Annotated in this window: 17 protein-coding genes and 1 pseudogene; 8 read left to right on the forward strand and 10 right to left on the reverse strand. The window is 72.7% G+C overall.

The genetic code is table 11. From position 1 onward, the window contains the following. Nucleotides 1–95: 95 nt before the first annotated feature. On the forward strand, nt 96–602 hold the full coding sequence (locus ACIOD2_RS41225) for an RICIN domain-containing protein (RefSeq protein ID WP_400550774.1): 507 nt from the start codon (nt 96–98) through the stop codon (nt 600–602). 9 nt (nt 603–611) lie between these two features. On the opposite strand, the gene ACIOD2_RS41230 is transcribed toward ACIOD2_RS41225, so the two are convergent. From ACIOD2_RS41230 to ACIOD2_RS41240, 3 genes are all read right to left on the reverse strand, one after another. Then, a complete protein-coding gene (locus ACIOD2_RS41230; RefSeq protein WP_400550776.1) occupies nt 612–1,853 on the reverse strand; it encodes a prolyl oligopeptidase family serine peptidase in 1,242 nt (413 codons plus the stop codon). Nucleotides 1,854–1,932: 79 nt separating this feature from the next. Continuing rightward, the gene (locus tag ACIOD2_RS41235) at nt 1,933–2,679 is read right to left on the reverse strand and encodes an ANTAR domain-containing response regulator (RefSeq protein ID WP_400550778.1); all 747 of its coding nucleotides are present in this window, start codon (nt 2,677–2,679) and stop codon (nt 1,933–1,935) included. A 61-nt stretch (nt 2,680–2,740) separates the two neighbouring features. Further along, nucleotides 2,741–3,583, reverse strand: a complete 843-nt coding sequence (locus tag ACIOD2_RS41240) for a helix-turn-helix transcriptional regulator (RefSeq protein ID WP_400550780.1) — start codon at nt 3,581–3,583, stop codon at nt 2,741–2,743. A 98-nt stretch (nt 3,584–3,681) separates the two neighbouring features. On the opposite strand from ACIOD2_RS41240, the gene ACIOD2_RS41245 reads away from it, so the two are divergent. Then, nucleotides 3,682–4,446 (forward strand): SDR family oxidoreductase, encoded by a 765-nt coding sequence (locus ACIOD2_RS41245; protein WP_400550782.1) that lies wholly within the window; start codon nt 3,682–3,684, stop codon nt 4,444–4,446. A gap of 1 nt (nt 4,447) precedes the next feature. Here ACIOD2_RS41245 and ACIOD2_RS41250 read toward each other — a convergent pair whose 3' ends face one another. Then, complete coding sequence (locus ACIOD2_RS41250) at nt 4,448–5,326, reverse strand: LysR family transcriptional regulator (RefSeq protein ID WP_400550784.1); 879 nt, start codon at nt 5,324–5,326, stop codon at nt 4,448–4,450. A 78-nt stretch (nt 5,327–5,404) separates the two neighbouring features. Here ACIOD2_RS41250 and ACIOD2_RS41255 point away from each other — a divergent pair. Beyond that, nucleotides 5,405–6,296: pseudogene (locus ACIOD2_RS41255) on the forward strand (EamA family transporter). Next, nucleotides 6,293–6,907, forward strand: a complete 615-nt coding sequence (locus ACIOD2_RS41260) for an NAD(P)-dependent oxidoreductase (protein WP_400550786.1) — start codon at nt 6,293–6,295, stop codon at nt 6,905–6,907. Before ACIOD2_RS41255 ends, ACIOD2_RS41260 begins: the two are co-directional and overlap by 4 nt. Here ACIOD2_RS41260 and ACIOD2_RS41265 read toward each other — a convergent pair. Then, nucleotides 6,901–7,323 (reverse strand): hypothetical protein, encoded by a 423-nt coding sequence (locus ACIOD2_RS41265; protein WP_400550788.1) that lies wholly within the window; start codon nt 7,321–7,323, stop codon nt 6,901–6,903. The genes ACIOD2_RS41260 and ACIOD2_RS41265 overlap by 7 nt on opposite strands. A gap of 19 nt (nt 7,324–7,342) precedes the next feature. Further along, nucleotides 7,343–7,804 (reverse strand): DUF2690 domain-containing protein, encoded by a 462-nt coding sequence (locus ACIOD2_RS41270; RefSeq protein WP_400550790.1) that lies wholly within the window; start codon nt 7,802–7,804, stop codon nt 7,343–7,345. 194 nt (nt 7,805–7,998) lie between these two features. On the opposite strand from ACIOD2_RS41270, the gene ACIOD2_RS41275 reads away from it, so the two are divergent. The 3 genes from ACIOD2_RS41275 to ACIOD2_RS41285 are packed head-to-tail and all read left to right on the forward strand — an operon-like array spanning nt 7,999 to nt 10,255. After that, nucleotides 7,999–8,619: a TetR/AcrR family transcriptional regulator gene (locus ACIOD2_RS41275; protein ID WP_400550792.1), complete on the forward strand. Its 621-nt coding sequence runs from the start codon at nt 7,999–8,001 to the stop codon at nt 8,617–8,619. Next, the gene (locus tag ACIOD2_RS41280) at nt 8,616–9,368 is read left to right on the forward strand and encodes an SDR family NAD(P)-dependent oxidoreductase (protein ID WP_400550794.1); all 753 of its coding nucleotides are present in this window, start codon (nt 8,616–8,618) and stop codon (nt 9,366–9,368) included. The genes ACIOD2_RS41275 and ACIOD2_RS41280 overlap by 4 nt, the downstream gene beginning before the upstream one ends. 11 nt (nt 9,369–9,379) lie before the next feature. Further along, nucleotides 9,380–10,255 (forward strand): ABC transporter substrate-binding protein, encoded by an 876-nt coding sequence (locus tag ACIOD2_RS41285; protein ID WP_400550796.1) that lies wholly within the window; start codon nt 9,380–9,382, stop codon nt 10,253–10,255. Here ACIOD2_RS41285 and ACIOD2_RS41290 read toward each other — a convergent pair. The 3 genes from ACIOD2_RS41290 to ACIOD2_RS41300 form a co-directional block, all read right to left on the reverse strand. Continuing rightward, nucleotides 10,228–11,004 (reverse strand): phosphatase PAP2 family protein, encoded by a 777-nt coding sequence (locus tag ACIOD2_RS41290; protein ID WP_400550798.1) that lies wholly within the window; start codon nt 11,002–11,004, stop codon nt 10,228–10,230. The genes ACIOD2_RS41285 and ACIOD2_RS41290 overlap by 28 nt on opposite strands. 100 nt (nt 11,005–11,104) lie before the next feature. After that, a complete protein-coding gene (locus ACIOD2_RS41295; protein WP_400550800.1) occupies nt 11,105–12,043 on the reverse strand; it encodes an NADP-dependent oxidoreductase in 939 nt (312 codons plus the stop codon). A gap of 151 nt (nt 12,044–12,194) precedes the next feature. Next, nucleotides 12,195–13,064, reverse strand: a complete 870-nt coding sequence (locus ACIOD2_RS41300) for a helix-turn-helix domain-containing protein (protein ID WP_400550802.1) — start codon at nt 13,062–13,064, stop codon at nt 12,195–12,197. Between the two features lie 71 nt (nt 13,065–13,135). Here ACIOD2_RS41300 and ACIOD2_RS41305 point away from each other — a divergent pair, with 71 nt between their 5' ends. Further along, nucleotides 13,136–13,639, forward strand: a complete 504-nt coding sequence (locus ACIOD2_RS41305) for a MarR family winged helix-turn-helix transcriptional regulator (protein WP_392769023.1) — start codon at nt 13,136–13,138, stop codon at nt 13,637–13,639. Between the two features lie 127 nt (nt 13,640–13,766). On the opposite strand, the gene ACIOD2_RS41310 is transcribed toward ACIOD2_RS41305, so the two are convergent. Continuing rightward, nucleotides 13,767–14,621 (reverse strand): hypothetical protein, encoded by an 855-nt coding sequence (locus tag ACIOD2_RS41310; RefSeq protein ID WP_400550805.1) that lies wholly within the window; start codon nt 14,619–14,621, stop codon nt 13,767–13,769. Nucleotides 14,622–14,647: the final 26 nt, after the last annotated feature.

Raw genomic sequence — 14,647 nt, forward strand, 5'->3', positions numbered from 1 at the left:
CCCCCTCGGCGGGTCTGCCGCGGCGCGTGACCCGTGATGCTGGTGCGTGCGATGCCCGGTCCACCCGGACCGCACGCGACGAAGGGGTCTCACTCATGCGCGGATTCTCTCGAGCGGTGCTGGCCCTCGCCGGGGCACTGGCGTTGACGGCCGGTGTCGTCGTTCCCGCGAACGCCGTCGAAGGCACCACCATCCGCAGTCTGGCCTCGCCCGCTGCCAAGTGCGTCGGGCTGGCCGACAACGGCAGCACCGCCAACGGAACCCGGCTGGTCCTGTGGGACTGCCACTACAACGTCGATCAGTACTGGTACTGGGGCAACGGTCCGCTGGTGCGCAGCACCGCCTCCGGTTATCCGAACGGGAAGTGCGTCGGGCTGGCGAACAACGGCAGCACGGCGAACGGGACCGACCTGGTTCTGTGGGACTGCCACGGAAATCCCGATCAGCAGTGGAGCTGGGTCTCCGTGCCCGCCGGCGGGTGGGCGTGGAAGAACACCCCCTCCGGCAAGTGCGTCGGCCTGGCCGACAATGGCAGCACGGCGAACGGGACCCGGCTGGTCCTGTGGGACTGCCACTACCACGTCGACCAGCGGTGGCACTGACGCCGGGCTTCAGCGGCGTTTGCGTGCCATCCACTGCCAGACGTGGGTGCCGCCGAAACTCGGGTCGTTGCGGGCGACGTAGATCCAGGACCAGTGGCCGGGGAACTGGTGGCCGTCCCGGACGACGTGGTCGTAGAGCGTCATCGCCGAGCGGGGGATGAGCTCGTGGGCGTGGACGGTGTTGGCCTGCGGGTCGACCGTGTCGTCGTCGCGGGAGGCGACCAGCCAGGTCGGGGTGCTGATCGCGGCCAGTTCGGCGTCGGGCACCAGCGGCGGGCCGCCCGCCTCCCGGGCGGCGACGACCCCGCAGATCGGCACCGACGCGGCGAACGTGCGCGGGTAGACGGTGGTCATCTTCACGCTCATGTAGCCGCCGTTGCTGCAGCCGACGACGTAGACGCGCGCGGGATCGACCGGCCGCGTGCGCACCACGTCCCGGACGATCTCGTTGATGAGCGGCGCGAACCGGGGACCGTCGTCCATCCAGGCGGACGTGCTCTGCGGGGCGACGACGTAGGCGCCACCGAAGATCCCTTGGGCCTCTTCGGTGGCGAAACCCAGCGCGCCGCGGTTGGCGCGCAACGTGGTTTCGTTGTCGTAGTAGTTGTCGGGCAGGGAAGCGCCTTCACCACCGCCGTGCAGCCAGACGACCAGCGGCCGCTTGCCGTTTCGGTGAGCGGGGGAGTACAGCCGGTACTTCATGCCGGAACGTGAGGTGTGGTAATCGAAAACGTCGACCTCGGGGTTGACCAGGCGGCCTTGGGTGAACCGGGTGATGGTGACCGGCCGGCCGTGCCGCGAGCGCAGCGGCTCGTGCTGCGTGACGGTGTAGACGAGGTCGAGCCGGACGTTGCGGCCCTTGCTGTTGATGTAGCCCAGGGTGCCGCCGCCGGGCTGACCTTCGCCGTAGCTCAGGTCGAGCACGACGTTGCCGCGGTGGTCGAGCCGCGCGGCCGTCACGGGCCGGTCGAGGTCGTACCCGATGTCCTGGCCGCCGGTGTCGATCGGGCTGGTGGCCTTCGCGTGCACGCTGAACGTGCCGGTGGTCAGGCTCGCCGGGTCGAGCGGGCCGAACCGGGAGGTGGCGAGGGTGACCGAGGTGATCTGCTCGCCGCCGTCGAGCGTCTGCGCGTCCAGGGTGAATCCGGCGCGGTCGGTTCCGCCGGCGGATGCGATGCCGGGCACCGTCAGGCCGGCGGTGACGCTCGCGCCGGTGACGAGGACAGTGCGGCGACTGAACACCTTACCCATGCGGACTCCTTTGTCGTGGGTATCAGCGATGTCCAGTTTCACACGTGATCGGGTTTACGGGCACCGGCGAATGCGAGTCCTAAGTGGACTTGCTGGCGCCCATGGCCGTGGCGACGAAGTCCTGGGCCACCTCGCGCAGCTTCGCGTTCCGCTCCTGCGACGCCTTGACGAGCAGGTCGAAGGCCTCGTCGGCGGGGATGCCGTGCAGGGCCATCAGGATGCCCTTCGCCTGGTCGATCACCGCGCGGGAGGTCAGGGCCGTGGACAGCTGGGCCATGGTCTCGCGCGCGGCCTGGTGGCGGCGGGAGCTGCGCAGGGCGGCTTCGGCGGCGCTGGTGTACAGCTCCAGCAGCGCCGCGTCGAGCGCGCCGAAGCTGTTGCCGCCGGTGTCGTACAGGTTGAGCGAACCGTGGTACTCGCGGTCGACGAACAACGGCGCGGACAGGTAGCCGAGCACCGCGGAGTCGGCCGCGGCCGCCGCGAACTCGGGCCACAGCCGGGCCGCCTCGGCCACCTTGACCCGCTGGAGCTCACCGGTCCGGGCGGCCTCCAGGCACGGGCCCTCCCCGGCGGTGTACTGGGCCTGGTCGATGTGGTGCGCGCTGTCGCCGGTGGCCGTCGCGGTGTACGGCGAGCCGTCGCGCAGCAGGGTGATGCTGGCGATCTCGGCGTCCGGCACCGCGTGCACGACCTGCTGGCACACCCGCTGCAGGACCTCGGCCAGCGTCTCCTCCTCCTGGAAGGTGCCGGCCAGCCGGTCCAGCGCGGTGGTGACCTCGTCCACGCGCCGCACGGCGTCCCGCTCGGCAAGCAGGTTCTCGTCCATGTGGTGCTCCCTCGGGTTCCGGCGGCCACACTATGCGTACCCCGAGAGGCCCGGCGGGAACCTAACGGGCGTCTTCGAACCGCTCGTTGCCCAGCACACCCAGCAGCTGCAGCTTCTCGAACGCCTCCGTGCGCGGGGGTGCGGTGAGCACCAGCAGGGTCTGCGACTGGTCCTCGGTGAACAGCGCCTGGCAGTCCACCTCGATCTCCCCGAGCTGCGGGTGCACGAGCACCTTGTGGTCCTCGAACCGCCGCGCGACCTCGTGCCGCTCCCACAGCCGCGCGAACTCCGCGCTCTCGCGGGTCAGCGCCCGCACCAGCTCGCCCGCCCGGGACTGCGGGCCCATCGAGCCGTGCGCGGCACGCAGGTTCGCGACCAGGGCGCGGCTCTGCCGGTCGCGGTCGTGCTCCGGGTAGATCAGGCGCTCCCGGGGTTCGGTGAACCAGCGGTAGATCTCGCTGCGTGCGAGCCCGGTGTGCTCGGCGTCGCCGTAGAGGGCCTCGGCGAGCCGGTTGCGCACGAGGACCTCGCCCAGGTTGGAGATGATGAGCGCGGGGGTGTCCGACAGCCGGTCCAGCACCCGCAGCAGCGCCGGGGCCACGTGCGCGGCGGTCGCCACGGGGGACGGGGCCGTGCGGCCGGCCACCACGAACAGGTAGTCGCGCTCGTCGTTGCTCAACCGCAGCGCGCGGGCCAGCGCGGCCAGCATCTGCTCGCTCGGCTGCGGGCCGCGCTGCTGCTCCAGGCGGGTGTAGTAGTCCGTCGACATCGCCGCCAGCGACGCGACCTCCTCCCGCCGCAGCCCGGCCGTCCGGCGGCGCGCGCCCGGCAGCAGCCCGACGTCCTCCGGCCGCAGCTCCTCCCGCCGCCGTCGCAGGAAGGCCGCCAGTTCCGCTCGATCCATCCCCCCAGTATCGCGCCCGGCGCGGCCGCAACCAGGGATCGCCGATCCCCCGATGAGCGATCTCTGCCAATAGCCGCGGGAACGGCGAAACTGGGGACATGGACATCACCGGAAACACCATCTTCATCCCGGGCGCGACCAGCGGCATCGGCCTCGCCCTGGCCGTCGCCCTCAAGGACCGGGGCAACACCGTGGTCGTCGGCGGGCGGCGCACCGAGCTGCTGGAGCAGGTCGCCGCCGAGCACCCCGGCATCGGCACCGTGCGGATCGACACCACCGACGCCGCGAGCATCCAGGCCGCGGCGAAGGACGTGCTCGCCCGCTACCCCGAGCTGAACGTGCTCGTCACCATGGCCGGGGTCATGCGCGCCGAGGACTGGCACCAGCCCGGCACGTTCCTGGAGTCGGCCGAAAACGTCGTGACGACCAACGTGCTCGGCCCGATCCGGCTGATCGCCGCGTTCGTCGAGCACCTGCGGACGCGGCCGGACGCCACGATCGTGACCGTCTCGTCGGGCCTGGCGTTCACCCCGCTGAAGGTGACCCCGAGCTACAACGCGTCGAAGGCGGCGATCCACATGCTCAGCGAGTCGCTGCGGCTGCAGCTGGCCGACACCTCGGTGCGGGTCGTGGAGCTGGTCCCGCCGTCGGTGCAGACGGACCTGATGCCCGGCCAGGCCGAGAACGACCAGGCCATGCCGCTCGACGAGTTCGTCGCCGAGGTGCTGGGCATCGTGGAGACGCAGCCGGAGGTCAAGGAGATCCAGGTGGAGCGGGTCAAGTTCCTGCGCTACGGCGAAGCCCGCGGGGACTACGACCAGGTCGTCGCGACGCTCAACGGCACCGATCCCCACGGGAAGTGAGTCACCGGCCGGCGTCGACGCCCAGCAGGCCGAGGAACGCGCTCGCCGCCGGGGTCGGGTTCGCCTCCGCCCAGACGACGTACTCGACGCGGGCCGGGGCGTCGGTGATCTCGATCGTCACCACGCCGGTGAGCTGGGGCGCGTACCCGGCCGGGAGCATCGCCACGCCCAGGCCCGGGCGGACCAGGCGCGCGACGTAGTCGGCGCTGCTCACCTCGTAGGCGACGTCGCGGTCCAGGCCCGCGGCGGCGAACGCCTGGTCGGACTGGGCCCGCCCGGCCGTGCCCGCCGGCAGGTCGACGAACACCTCCGACGCCAGGCGCCGCAGGCTGACCGCCGGTTCGCCGGCCAGCGGGTGGTCGGGCGCCACGACCGCGATCAGCCGGCCGCGGGCCAGTTCGCGGACGGCGACACCGCGCGGGCGGGCGGTCGTGGGCAGGCCGAGGAACGCCACGTCGAGGGCGCCGTCGCGGACCTGCTCGATCAGGTCGTCACTCGCGCCCACCCGCAGCTTGACACGCACCTGCGGGAACCGGTCGTGGAACTCGCGCAGCGTGCCGGGGACGTCGGCCGCGGTCACCGTGGGGATCAGGCCGACGGCGAGCCGCCCGCGCACCTCGCCCACGGCCGCGGCGACCTCGGCGGCCGCCCGCTCCGCCGCGTCCAGGCACTGGCGCGCCGACGGCAGGAACGCCTCGCCCGCCGGGGTCAGCCGCACCCGGCGGCTCGTCCGCTCGAACAGCCGCGCGCCGAGCTCCCGCTCCAGCCGCGCGACCTGGTGGCTCAGCGCCGACTGGACGACCAGGCACCGCTCGGCGGCGCGGGTGAAGCTGCTCGTCTCGGCGATCGCGACGACGTAGCGCAGCTGCTGCAGTTCCATGCATCCATCTTGGATCACGATCGCTGAGCTGACGAACATGTGTTGGACTCATCGATCGCGCTCGGGTGAGATTCCGGTATGACCAAGCAGCTCCACCACGAAACCCGCGGTGTCGACCTGCCGCGCGTCGCGCTCACGGCGTTCGCGCCGGCGGTGTGGGGCACCACCTACGTCGTCACCACCCAGCTCCTCCCGGCCGGCCACCCGCTGTTCGCCGGCCTGCTGCGCGCCCTGCCCGCCGGGATCGTCGCGCTCGCGCTGACCCGGACGCTGCCGCGGGGCGCGTGGTGGGGGAAGGCCGCCGTGCTCGGCGTGCTCAACATCGGCCTGTTCCTGCCCCTGCTGTTCATCGCCGCGCAGCGCCTGCCCGGCGGCGTGGCCGCGACGCTCGGTGCCGGGCAGCCGCTCGTCGTCGCCGTGCTGTCCGTGCCCCTGCTCCGCGCGCGGCTGTCGGGGTGGCGGCTGGGCTGGGGCGTGGCGGGCGTGGCCGGCGTCGGCCTGGTGGTGCTCGGCCCGGCCGCGGCGTTCGACGGCGTCGGCGTCGCCGCGGGACTGGCCGGCGCGGCCACGATGGCGCTCGGCGTGACCCTGACGAAGCGCTGGGGGCGGCCCGACGGCGTTCGCCGGCTGGCAGCTCACCGCGGGCGGCCTGTTCCTGCTGCCGCTCACGGCCGTCTTCGAGGGCGCGCCACCGCCGATCGACGGCCGCGCCGTGCTGGGCTACGTCTGGCTGGGCCTGGTGGGCGGGCTGCTCGCCTACGCCCTGTGGTTCCGCGGTGTCACCACGCTGCCGGTCGCGTCGGCGGCCGTGCTCGCGCTGCTGTCGCCGCTGGTCGCGGCGATCCTCGGCGCGGTCGTCCTGCACCAGACGCTCGGCCCGGTCCAGCTCGCCGGGTTCGCCCTCGCCCTGGCCGCGCTCGTCGCCGGCCAGCTCCCCGCCCCGTTCACCCGGAAAGGACGTCCCCAGTGAAGATCGCCGTCGTCGGCGCCGCCGGCATGGTCGGCTCCCGCGTCCTCACCGAAGCCGCCGGGCGCGGCCACGACCTCGTCGCGATCGTGCGGACGCGACGTCCCGACGTCCCCGGGGTCCGCATCGCCGAGGCCGGCCCGCACCGGATGGCCGCGCTGTTCGAGGGCACCGACGCGGTCGTGGCCGCGGCCCGGCCCGCGCCGGGGGAGGAGCACACCGTCCCCGCCACGACGACGGCGCTGCTCGACGCGGCGGCGGCCGCGGGGACCCGCATCCTCGTCGTCGGCGGCGCGGGCCCGCTGCGGGTTCCGGGCGGCGGCCTGGTCCTCGACGACCCGCGGTATGTCCCGCCGGAGTACCGCGCCATCGCCGGGGCCAGTGCCGCGCAGCTGGAAACGTGCCGGGCGCACCCGGCCGCCGACTGGGTCTACCTCAGCCCGCCGGCGGTGCTGGCGCCCGGTTCCCGGACGGGCGCGTACCGCCGCGGCACGACGACGCTGCTCACCCGGCCGGACGGAACGTCCCGCGTCTCGGCCGAAGACCTCGCCGTGGCCGTCGTGGACGAGCTCGAAAACGCGGGCCAGGACCGGCACTTCACGGTCGGCTACTGACGTTTCCGCCGCCTGGCCAGGACGATGCGAATCGTCGCGCCGCCGGCCCCGATCACCACCATCAGGCAGCCGAACACGACGAAGACGCGCGCGGCGCTCGAGGCCCGTTCGATCCGGTGCTCGGCCGGCCAGTACCGGACGTTCACCAGGCTGCCGACCCGGTACCGCTCCCGGGTTCCGACCTTGACGTCCGCGCGCACGAAACCGTCGGGCCCGGTGAAGGCCACTTCGTATTCCGGCGCTTTCTGCGCGACCAGCACCTGGGCCGCGAACACGCCCGCCGACCGGTTCTGGTCGGCGACCTCGCGGATCCCGGGCACCAGGAACACCGCCCCGAAGATCGCCAGCATGGCCAGCAGACTGGTGCCCGCGTAACCGAAAATCTGTCTTTCCGCCGCGGATTCCCCCGTATCCATGCCCCATGGTATCCCCGGATCAGTACGGGGAAGTCCAAGCCGAGACCCAATGGAGAAGCGTCCAGTCGTGGTCTTCTCCGTAGGCGCTGGACGTGATCGGGTCCTTGTCGTAGACCATCGCGGTGTAGCAGGTCGTGTCGTCCTGGTCGTAAAGGCCGCACTCGTACTGCTTTCCGTCCGAATTCCGGTGGATCAGCGCGGAGCCACCGGTGAATTGGAACGGAATGGGACCGTAGGCGTTGCTCAACCGGGCCCACGCGGTGTGACATTTGAGGCTGTACCGCAGTTCCACGTAGGCCCGGCTCCAGTCGTTGCCGGCGTGCAGGTGGGACGTCGCTTTTGTCGTGGCGTCGTTCGCGCAGCCCGTCGCGATCGGGTCCTGGCCGTCGTAGGCGTAGTTCGCGGCTTCGGCCGGGACGGCGAGGGCCAGCGGCAGCAGCCCGGCGGCGATCACCCCGGCGACCTTCGTGCGTACGGACACGTTCCCCTCGTTTCCCTAGGTGAGTAGCCCGCGCCAAAGGCCCCCGGCGCGTGCTGCCAGCCTGGCCACCGGCCGCCGAGACGAACAGCGACAACCTCTACGGTTCGCCCTCACACTCGGCCCGGAAGTGTCCGCCGCCACTTACCTGCCCTCCTGCCTTGACAGTGGGTGAGCACTTGGGCACCGTGGAAACTATGGAAACGAAATCAGTTTCCTCGGTTTCCGAGGAGGACGTGCGGGCCGAGCTGATCCTCGACGCCGCGAGCCGGCTGTTCCTCGGCCCGGGTCGGGTGAGCATGGACGATCTGGCCCGGGACCTGGGGATGGCCAAGAAGACGATCTACCGGCACTTCCCCGGCAAGCACAGCCTGATGACCGCCGTGCTCGACCGGCAGTTCGGCGCGATCGAGCGCACCCTGGCCGCGGCGGCCGACGAGGCCCGCGATCGGCCGTTCGGTGAGCAGGTGCGGCGGTTCCTGGTCGCCGCGGGTGCCGAACTCGAGCGGATCGGCGCCGCCCAGCTCGCGACCGGGCGTGGTGACGCCGTCCTGCGCCGGCACGTGGAACAGCGCATCGACACCGTCGTCTACCAGCGGCTGGACGCCATGTTCGACGACGGGCACCGCCGGGGGCTGCTCTCCGCGCCGCCCCGGCTGCTCGGCGAGATCACCCGCGGCGCGGTGGAGCGGCTGCTGAACTCGCCGCTCCCGCGCGAGCTCGACTACACGGCGGCGGATCTGCTGCGCACGACCGTCGACACCGTCCTCTACGGGGCGATCAGCCGCCCTGGCAACAAAATTGAGGTCACGTCATGACCGGGGCAAGGGTCGCACTGGTGACCGGGTCCAGTAGCGGGATCGGCGCGGCCACCGCGCGCCTGCTGGCCGAACGCGGCCTGCGGGTGGTGGTCAACTACCTGCGCAGCGCCGACGCGGCCGAGGAGGTCGTCGCCGGAATCGCGGCCGCGGGCGGTGAAGCCATCGCCGTCCAGGCCGACGTGCGCGACGCGGCGGCGGTCGACGCCCTGCTCGAGCGCGTCCGGGAAACCTGGGGTGGCGGGGTCGACGTGCTGGTGCACAACGCGCTCACGCCGTACGCGATCAAACCGTTCCAGGACATGACGTGGGACGAGCTGGGCGGCAAGCTCGACGACGAGCTGCGCGCCGCGTTCGTGGTCACCAAGGCCGTGCTGCCCGCCATGACCGAACGCGGCCGGGGCCGGCTGATCTACCTCGGCACCGGCCTGAGCCGGCAGCCGCGCGCGGGCATGATCGCGCTGGGCACGGCCAAGGCCGCACTCGCCCAGTTCGCCCGCTACCTCGCGCAGGAGCTGGGACCGCGGGGCGTCACCGTCAACGTCGTCGAACCCGGGCCGGTGGCCGAAACCCGGATCTCGCAGGTGCTCGACGACGAGCAGAAGGCGCGGCAGGTGGCCGCCACCCCGCTGGGCCGGCTGGCCGTCCCGGCCGACGTCGCCACCGCGGTCGCGTTCTTCGCGAGTGAGGACAACGGCTTCATGACCGGCACCACCGCCGCGGTCAACGGCGGCATGGCGATGTACTGAGGAAGGACGTCATGCACACGATCGATCTGGCCTACGTCGGCCGGGGCCTCCACGAAGAACTGGTCGCCTACATCGCCGACCAGGAAGACTTCTACGCCCGGGAGAACGTGCACGTCGCGTTGCGCGACGGCTGCGACTGGGACACCGAACGGCTCCGCCGGGGCGCCACCATCGGGCTCGGCCGCGCGCTCCTGTCGCGGCTGACCGACGGCATTCCCTGGGTCGCGCTCACCGTCAACACCGACGGCCCGCTGTTCTGGTTCCTCGCCCGGTCCGGCACCTCCCTGGCGGACCTGGCCGGCAAGCGACTGGCGGTGCACGCCCCGCACACCGCGCCCGGGTGCTTCGCGCGCATCGTGCTGCGCCGGGCCGGCCTCGATCCCGACCGGGACGTCCGGTGCGTCGTGCGGCAGCCCGGCGACTACGGCATGGACCTGCGTCACCTGAGCGACGGCACGATCGACGCGGCCTTCGTCGGTAGCACCATGGCCCCGGAGTCGGTCGCCGCCGAGCACGGCTGGCGCGTACTGGCCTGGGTGGGCGACCACTTCCGGATCCCGACCGTGGGCGTGGCCGTCGACCCGACATACATCGCGCCGGACGACCCGGCCGTGCAGGCCGTCGTCCGCGCTCACCGGCGGGCCCTGCGCGTGATCCACGAGGATCCCGGGACGACCGTGCGGCACATCGGTGCGTTCCTCGGCGGCCACACCGCGGACGAGGCCCGCGCCCACTACAACTCCTTCATCGCACCGTATTTCACCACCGGCGGGCAGCCCGACCTCAGCACCGGGACCGCGGCGATCACCGCGGTCGCCGCCGAGCTCGGCGTGCCGGAAACCGTTACGGCGGGGGAGTTCTACCGCACGGCGGCCGCGGTGTCCTGACCGGCCGTCCCGGCTCCGGCGAGGCGGCCCCACAGCGACGCGGCGCCGAGGGAGACGGCCAGCAGCGTGACGCTGCCCGCGACGTCGAGAACGTAGTGGTTCCCGGTGGTGAGCACGTCCGCGGTCATGAGCAGTGGGAACAGCCACGCCACCAGGGCCAGGCGCGGCCGCGTGCCCCGGAGCGCGGTCCACACGGCGTAGGCGCACCACAGCGACCAGCCCACGTGCATGCTGGGCATGGCCGTCCAATGATCGGGGTGCGTCCAGCTCTCCCGGCCGGCCTGCCCCAGGATGTCGTACCGGGCCACGACGTCGACGGCACCGGGCAGGGCGAACCGCGGTGGGGACATCGGCACCGCCCAGTAGACCGGCAGGACCAGCGCCATCATCGCGACCATCGTCCGGCGGACCCGGCGGTAGACGCCGGCGTGCCGGGCGAACACCCACAGCAGCACGCCGGCGACCACCACGTAGTACAGCCGGTACAGGTACACCGCGAGGTGTGCGAGCACGGGATTCCCGGCCAGCCAGGCGTTCGCGCTCCGCTCGACGTCGATGTGCACCGCGTGCTCGGCGGACTGCAGCGCCAGCGCGTGTGCGTCGGCGGCCGCGAAGTCCTTGCCCACCAAGGCATCGAGCCGTGCGAAGAGCAGGAACCAGAGCAGCAGCAGGACCAGTTCGACGAGCACAGCGGGCCGCCCACCGGTACCTCGGAAGAGCGCACGGGCCACCGCGGACTGCGGATTCACGCGGCCACCCTAGCCGAACGCGGTTCCGGGTTAGGCGGAACAGGTGAGGCGGAAGGTCGTCGTTCGGCGCGACACCGCGAAACACGGGATCGGCGGGGCGTCAGGCCGGGACGACCACGACCTTGCCGTGCACCGCACCTTCGGCGGCGCGGGCGTGCAGTGCCGGCAGCTCGGGCAGCGCGACCCGCTCGGCGACGTCCACGCGCAGCTCGCCGCGGTCGACCAGCGCCACCAGCTTCGCCAGTTGCCCGGCGTCGCTGCGGACGAACAGGTTGATGCCGCGGACGCCGCGTTCCTCGTCGGACGGTGCGGGCATCCACACCGTCGTGTTCACCACGACCCCGCCCGGCCGGACCAGCGTGACGAGCGTGGCCAGCTCTGCGGGGTCGACCGGCGCGAGGTTGAGCACGAGGTCGACCGGCTCGGTCACCGCCGCGGTCACCCCGGTGGCGGTGTGGTCGACGACCTCGTCGGCGCCGGCCGACTTGACCGCGTCGCCACTGCGCGGGCTCGCCGTGGCGATGACGTACGCCCCGGCCCCCTTGGCCAGCTGCACGGCGTACCCCCCGACCGCGCCGCCGGCGCCGTTGATCAGCACGCGTTGCCCGGACTTCAGCTCGCCGTGGTCGAACAGCGCCTGCCGCGCGGTCAGCCCCACCAGCGGCAGCGCGGCCGCGTCGGCCAGCGGGACGTCCTTCGGTGCGGGCGTGAGGCTCTCGGCCGGTGCGAGGACGTACTCCGCGGCGGCGCCGTCACCGTCCATCGGCAGGAAGCCGATGACCTCGTCGCCGGCCTGGAGGCCGGTCACGCCCTCGCCGAGCGCGTCGACCGTGCCGGCGACGTCGATGCCGGGGGTGTGGGGCAGCGCCACCGGGATGGGGCCCTGCATGAAGCCGCCGCGGATGTTGCCGTCGACGGAGTTGAACGACGTCGCGGCGACGCGGATCCGGACCTGCCCGGCGCCGGGAACCGGCTGGTCCACGTCCTCGTAGCGCAGGACTTCGGGGGCGCCGTACTCGTGGAAACGCACTGCCTTCATCGGAGTTCTCACCTTTGCTGAGGTCTACTTGCTTCGAATTCGAAGCAACTGAGGACCAAGGTACTGCTGCTTCGAATTCGAAGCAAGTGATACCGGTCACCGGAGGTTCCCTTGATCCACACGGACCTCAGGGTCGTGGCACCGGGCCCGATCAGCCTGGGCCGGTTTGGCCCACCTTCACCACGGCCGGCGCGCCCGAGGCGCGGACGACCTCAGCGAGCCGCGCCGCGTCGGCCGAGCCCGGTGCCGCGGTGAGGACCACCGCCATCAGGCCGTCGCCGGGAACGTCGAGCAGAGTGCCGTCGAGGGTGATGTCGTCCCCGTCCGGATGCCGGAACGCGGCCCGGTTCTCGTAGGCGGACACCGTTTTCGGGGTGCGCCACAGGGTGTCGAACGGACGGCTGGTGCTGCGCAGTTCGTCCACGAGCTCGGCGAGCGACGCGTCCGCCGGGTAGCGCAGGTGTGTGTCACGCAGCCGGGCGGCGAGCGAGGCCTGGAAACGGGCCGTGTGCTCGTCGGTCCGGCCGATCTCCGCGCGCGCGTCGCAGAACGTGCGCCACGCGACGTTCCAGTCCCGGGCGGACCCGGCCGTCGTCCCACCGCCCAGTGCCAGCCAGGCACCGTTGACGGCGACGACGTTCCACGCCGCGTCGGTCAGGAACGCCGGGGTGCCGTCGAAGCGCTCGAGGAGCCGCATCGCCGCCGTCCCGGCTTCGCGGGGCACCTGCCCGTCGACCGCGGCGTAGCCGGCGAGGGCGCAGAGCCGCTCGTAGTCCGCGCGGCCCACCCGCAACGCGCGGGCGATGGCGGTCACCACACCCGCCGACGGGTGCCGCCGTCCCTGCTCCAGCCGCCGGACGTAGTCCGCGGACACCCCGGCCAGCTCGGCGAGCTCCTCGCGGCGCAGGCCGCGGACCCGGCGCCCGGTGTGCCGCAGTCCGCCGGCCGGCAGCCCGGCGGTGGCGGGCTCGGTGTGTTCGCGCAGCCGGCGGACCGCGGCGCCCAGGTCGGACAGGGACATGGCGCCAGTGTGCCCCAGCGGGTGCCCGCTTCCGCGGAACCCCTTCGAATTCAAAGCAGTAGGCTGCGGTCATGCCCGACGCACCCCTGTCGCTCGACCCCGTGCAGCTCGGCGTCTACTTCGACCTCATCGAGGTGACCAGCCTGCTCCGGCACGCGGTCGAGCAGCAGCTGCGCGAAGCCGGCGACCTCAGCTACGTGCAGTTCCAGCTGCTGGCCCGGCTCGGCGACTCGCCGACGGGCAGCCACCGCATGACCGACCTGGCCGACGGCGTCGTCTACAGCCGCAGCGGCCTGACCTACCAGGCGGGCCTGCTCGAGAAAGCGGGCCTGGTGGTGCGCGCCCCGTCCCCGGACGACGAGCGGAGCATCACGGTCACCATCACCGACGCCGGGCGCGCCCGCCTCGCCGACGTGCTGCCCGGCCACATCGAGGTGGTCGGCGGCCTGCTCTTCGAGCCGCTCTCCCGCGAGAACGTCGAGGCTCTCGCCGGCCTGCTGGCCCCGGTGCGCGACCACATGCGCTCGACCCCACCCCGCTCGGCGGCCCCGCGCCGCCGCGCGAAGGGGGAGTGAGGACCCGAGCCCGCAGGGGCAGGACGATCCACCGCGCCCAGCCGTCACGCGGAAGACCGAGATGCCGGCTCGACCCCGCGCCGCTCGAGCCGGTGAACGGCCGCCTTCTCCCGGACCGGCCGGATGATCACCGGGGCGCCTGCGGGGGAGACCAGTTCACCGCGGCCGGCGCGTGCAGCGGGGCCGGCAGCGGGCGGCCGTAGTCGCCGTCCGGCAGGGCCGTCCGCCGTCGCCGGTGGATGATCGCGCCGACGGCCTGCAGTGCGATGGCCAGTGCCGCGTAACCGGCCAGCCAGGGCGCGAACCCGGGCGGCTGCCGGTGGGTGGTCAGCAGGTCGAGCAGGATCGGGAACGCGTACATCGACGGCGACGCGGCGTAGAGGTCCTCGGTCCGCAGGAGGGCGTCGATCGCCAGGGACGGCTCGTCCTCGGCGATCACCGGGCGGCGGACCACCCCGGCGAAGGCCGCCACGAAGACGACCGCGCTCAGCCCGAGCACACCGAGCCAGCTCCAGGCGTAGGTCCGGTAGCCGGTGGCGAAGTACATCGTCAGCCCGAGCGCGGCACCACCGGCGAAGGTCACCACGGCCGACGCGAGGTACCAGCCGTCCGTCACCGCGCGCCACGGCGGCCGGGGGCGGTCGAGCGCCCGGCCGCCCAGCGCCGCCGCGGCCTGGCGGTCGCGTCGGCGCAAGGCGAACCAGATCGCTCCCTGCAACCCGAAGAGGATGAAGTACAGGATCTTGCTCTCGGTCATTTCGACCCCGCGCACGCCGGGCAGGTACTGCAGGCACTGGTAGCCGATGCCGCAGGCGAGCGCGGCCACGTAGATCGCGGCCTGCCAGAGGATCATCGGACGCCGCCACGGGGTCACGCGCACGCCCAGCCTGGTCGCCAGCAGCCGGGTCGGGGCCTGCACCCGGACCCCGTGCCGGCCCAGCCAGACCGCGGCCTGCGCCGTCTCACCGCGGGTCGATGCCATGAAACCCCTCCCTCACTTCGGGGAGT

The organism is Amycolatopsis sp. NPDC088138 (assembly GCF_044741685.1).
Classification (GTDB): Bacteria; Actinomycetota; Actinomycetes; order Mycobacteriales; family Pseudonocardiaceae; genus Amycolatopsis.

Bases quoted from the DNA above. Each gene is read 5' to 3' on its own strand.
- ACIOD2_RS41245 (WP_400550782.1), top strand. From the start codon at position 3,682: ATGGACATCACCGGAAACACCATCTTCATCCCGGGCGCGACCAGCGGC.
- ACIOD2_RS41240 (WP_400550780.1), bottom strand. From the start codon at position 3,583: ATGGATCGAGCGGAACTGGCGGCCTTCCTGCGACGGCGGCGGGAGGAG.
- ACIOD2_RS41230 (WP_400550776.1), bottom strand. From the start codon at position 1,853: ATGGGTAAGGTGTTCAGTCGCCGCACTGTCCTCGTCACCGGCGCGAGC.
- ACIOD2_RS41300 (WP_400550802.1), bottom strand. From the start codon at position 13,064: ATGTCCCTGTCCGACCTGGGCGCCGCGGTCCGCCGGCTGCGCGAACAC.
- ACIOD2_RS41295 (WP_400550800.1), bottom strand. From the start codon at position 12,043: ATGAAGGCAGTGCGTTTCCACGAGTACGGCGCCCCCGAAGTCCTGCGC.
- ACIOD2_RS41285 (WP_400550796.1), top strand. From the start codon at position 9,380: ATGCACACGATCGATCTGGCCTACGTCGGCCGGGGCCTCCACGAAGAA.
- ACIOD2_RS41280 (WP_400550794.1), top strand. From the start codon at position 8,616: ATGACCGGGGCAAGGGTCGCACTGGTGACCGGGTCCAGTAGCGGGATC.
- ACIOD2_RS41235 (WP_400550778.1), bottom strand. From the start codon at position 2,679: ATGGACGAGAACCTGCTTGCCGAGCGGGACGCCGTGCGGCGCGTGGAC.
- ACIOD2_RS41225 (WP_400550774.1), top strand. From the start codon at position 96: ATGCGCGGATTCTCTCGAGCGGTGCTGGCCCTCGCCGGGGCACTGGCG.
- ACIOD2_RS41305 (WP_392769023.1), top strand. From the start codon at position 13,136: ATGCCCGACGCACCCCTGTCGCTCGACCCCGTGCAGCTCGGCGTCTAC.
- ACIOD2_RS41275 (WP_400550792.1), top strand. From the start codon at position 7,999: ATGGAAACGAAATCAGTTTCCTCGGTTTCCGAGGAGGACGTGCGGGCC.
- ACIOD2_RS41265 (WP_400550788.1), bottom strand. From the start codon at position 7,323: ATGGATACGGGGGAATCCGCGGCGGAAAGACAGATTTTCGGTTACGCG.
- ACIOD2_RS41250 (WP_400550784.1), bottom strand. From the start codon at position 5,326: ATGGAACTGCAGCAGCTGCGCTACGTCGTCGCGATCGCCGAGACGAGC.
- ACIOD2_RS41310 (WP_400550805.1), bottom strand. From the start codon at position 14,621: ATGGCATCGACCCGCGGTGAGACGGCGCAGGCCGCGGTCTGGCTGGGC.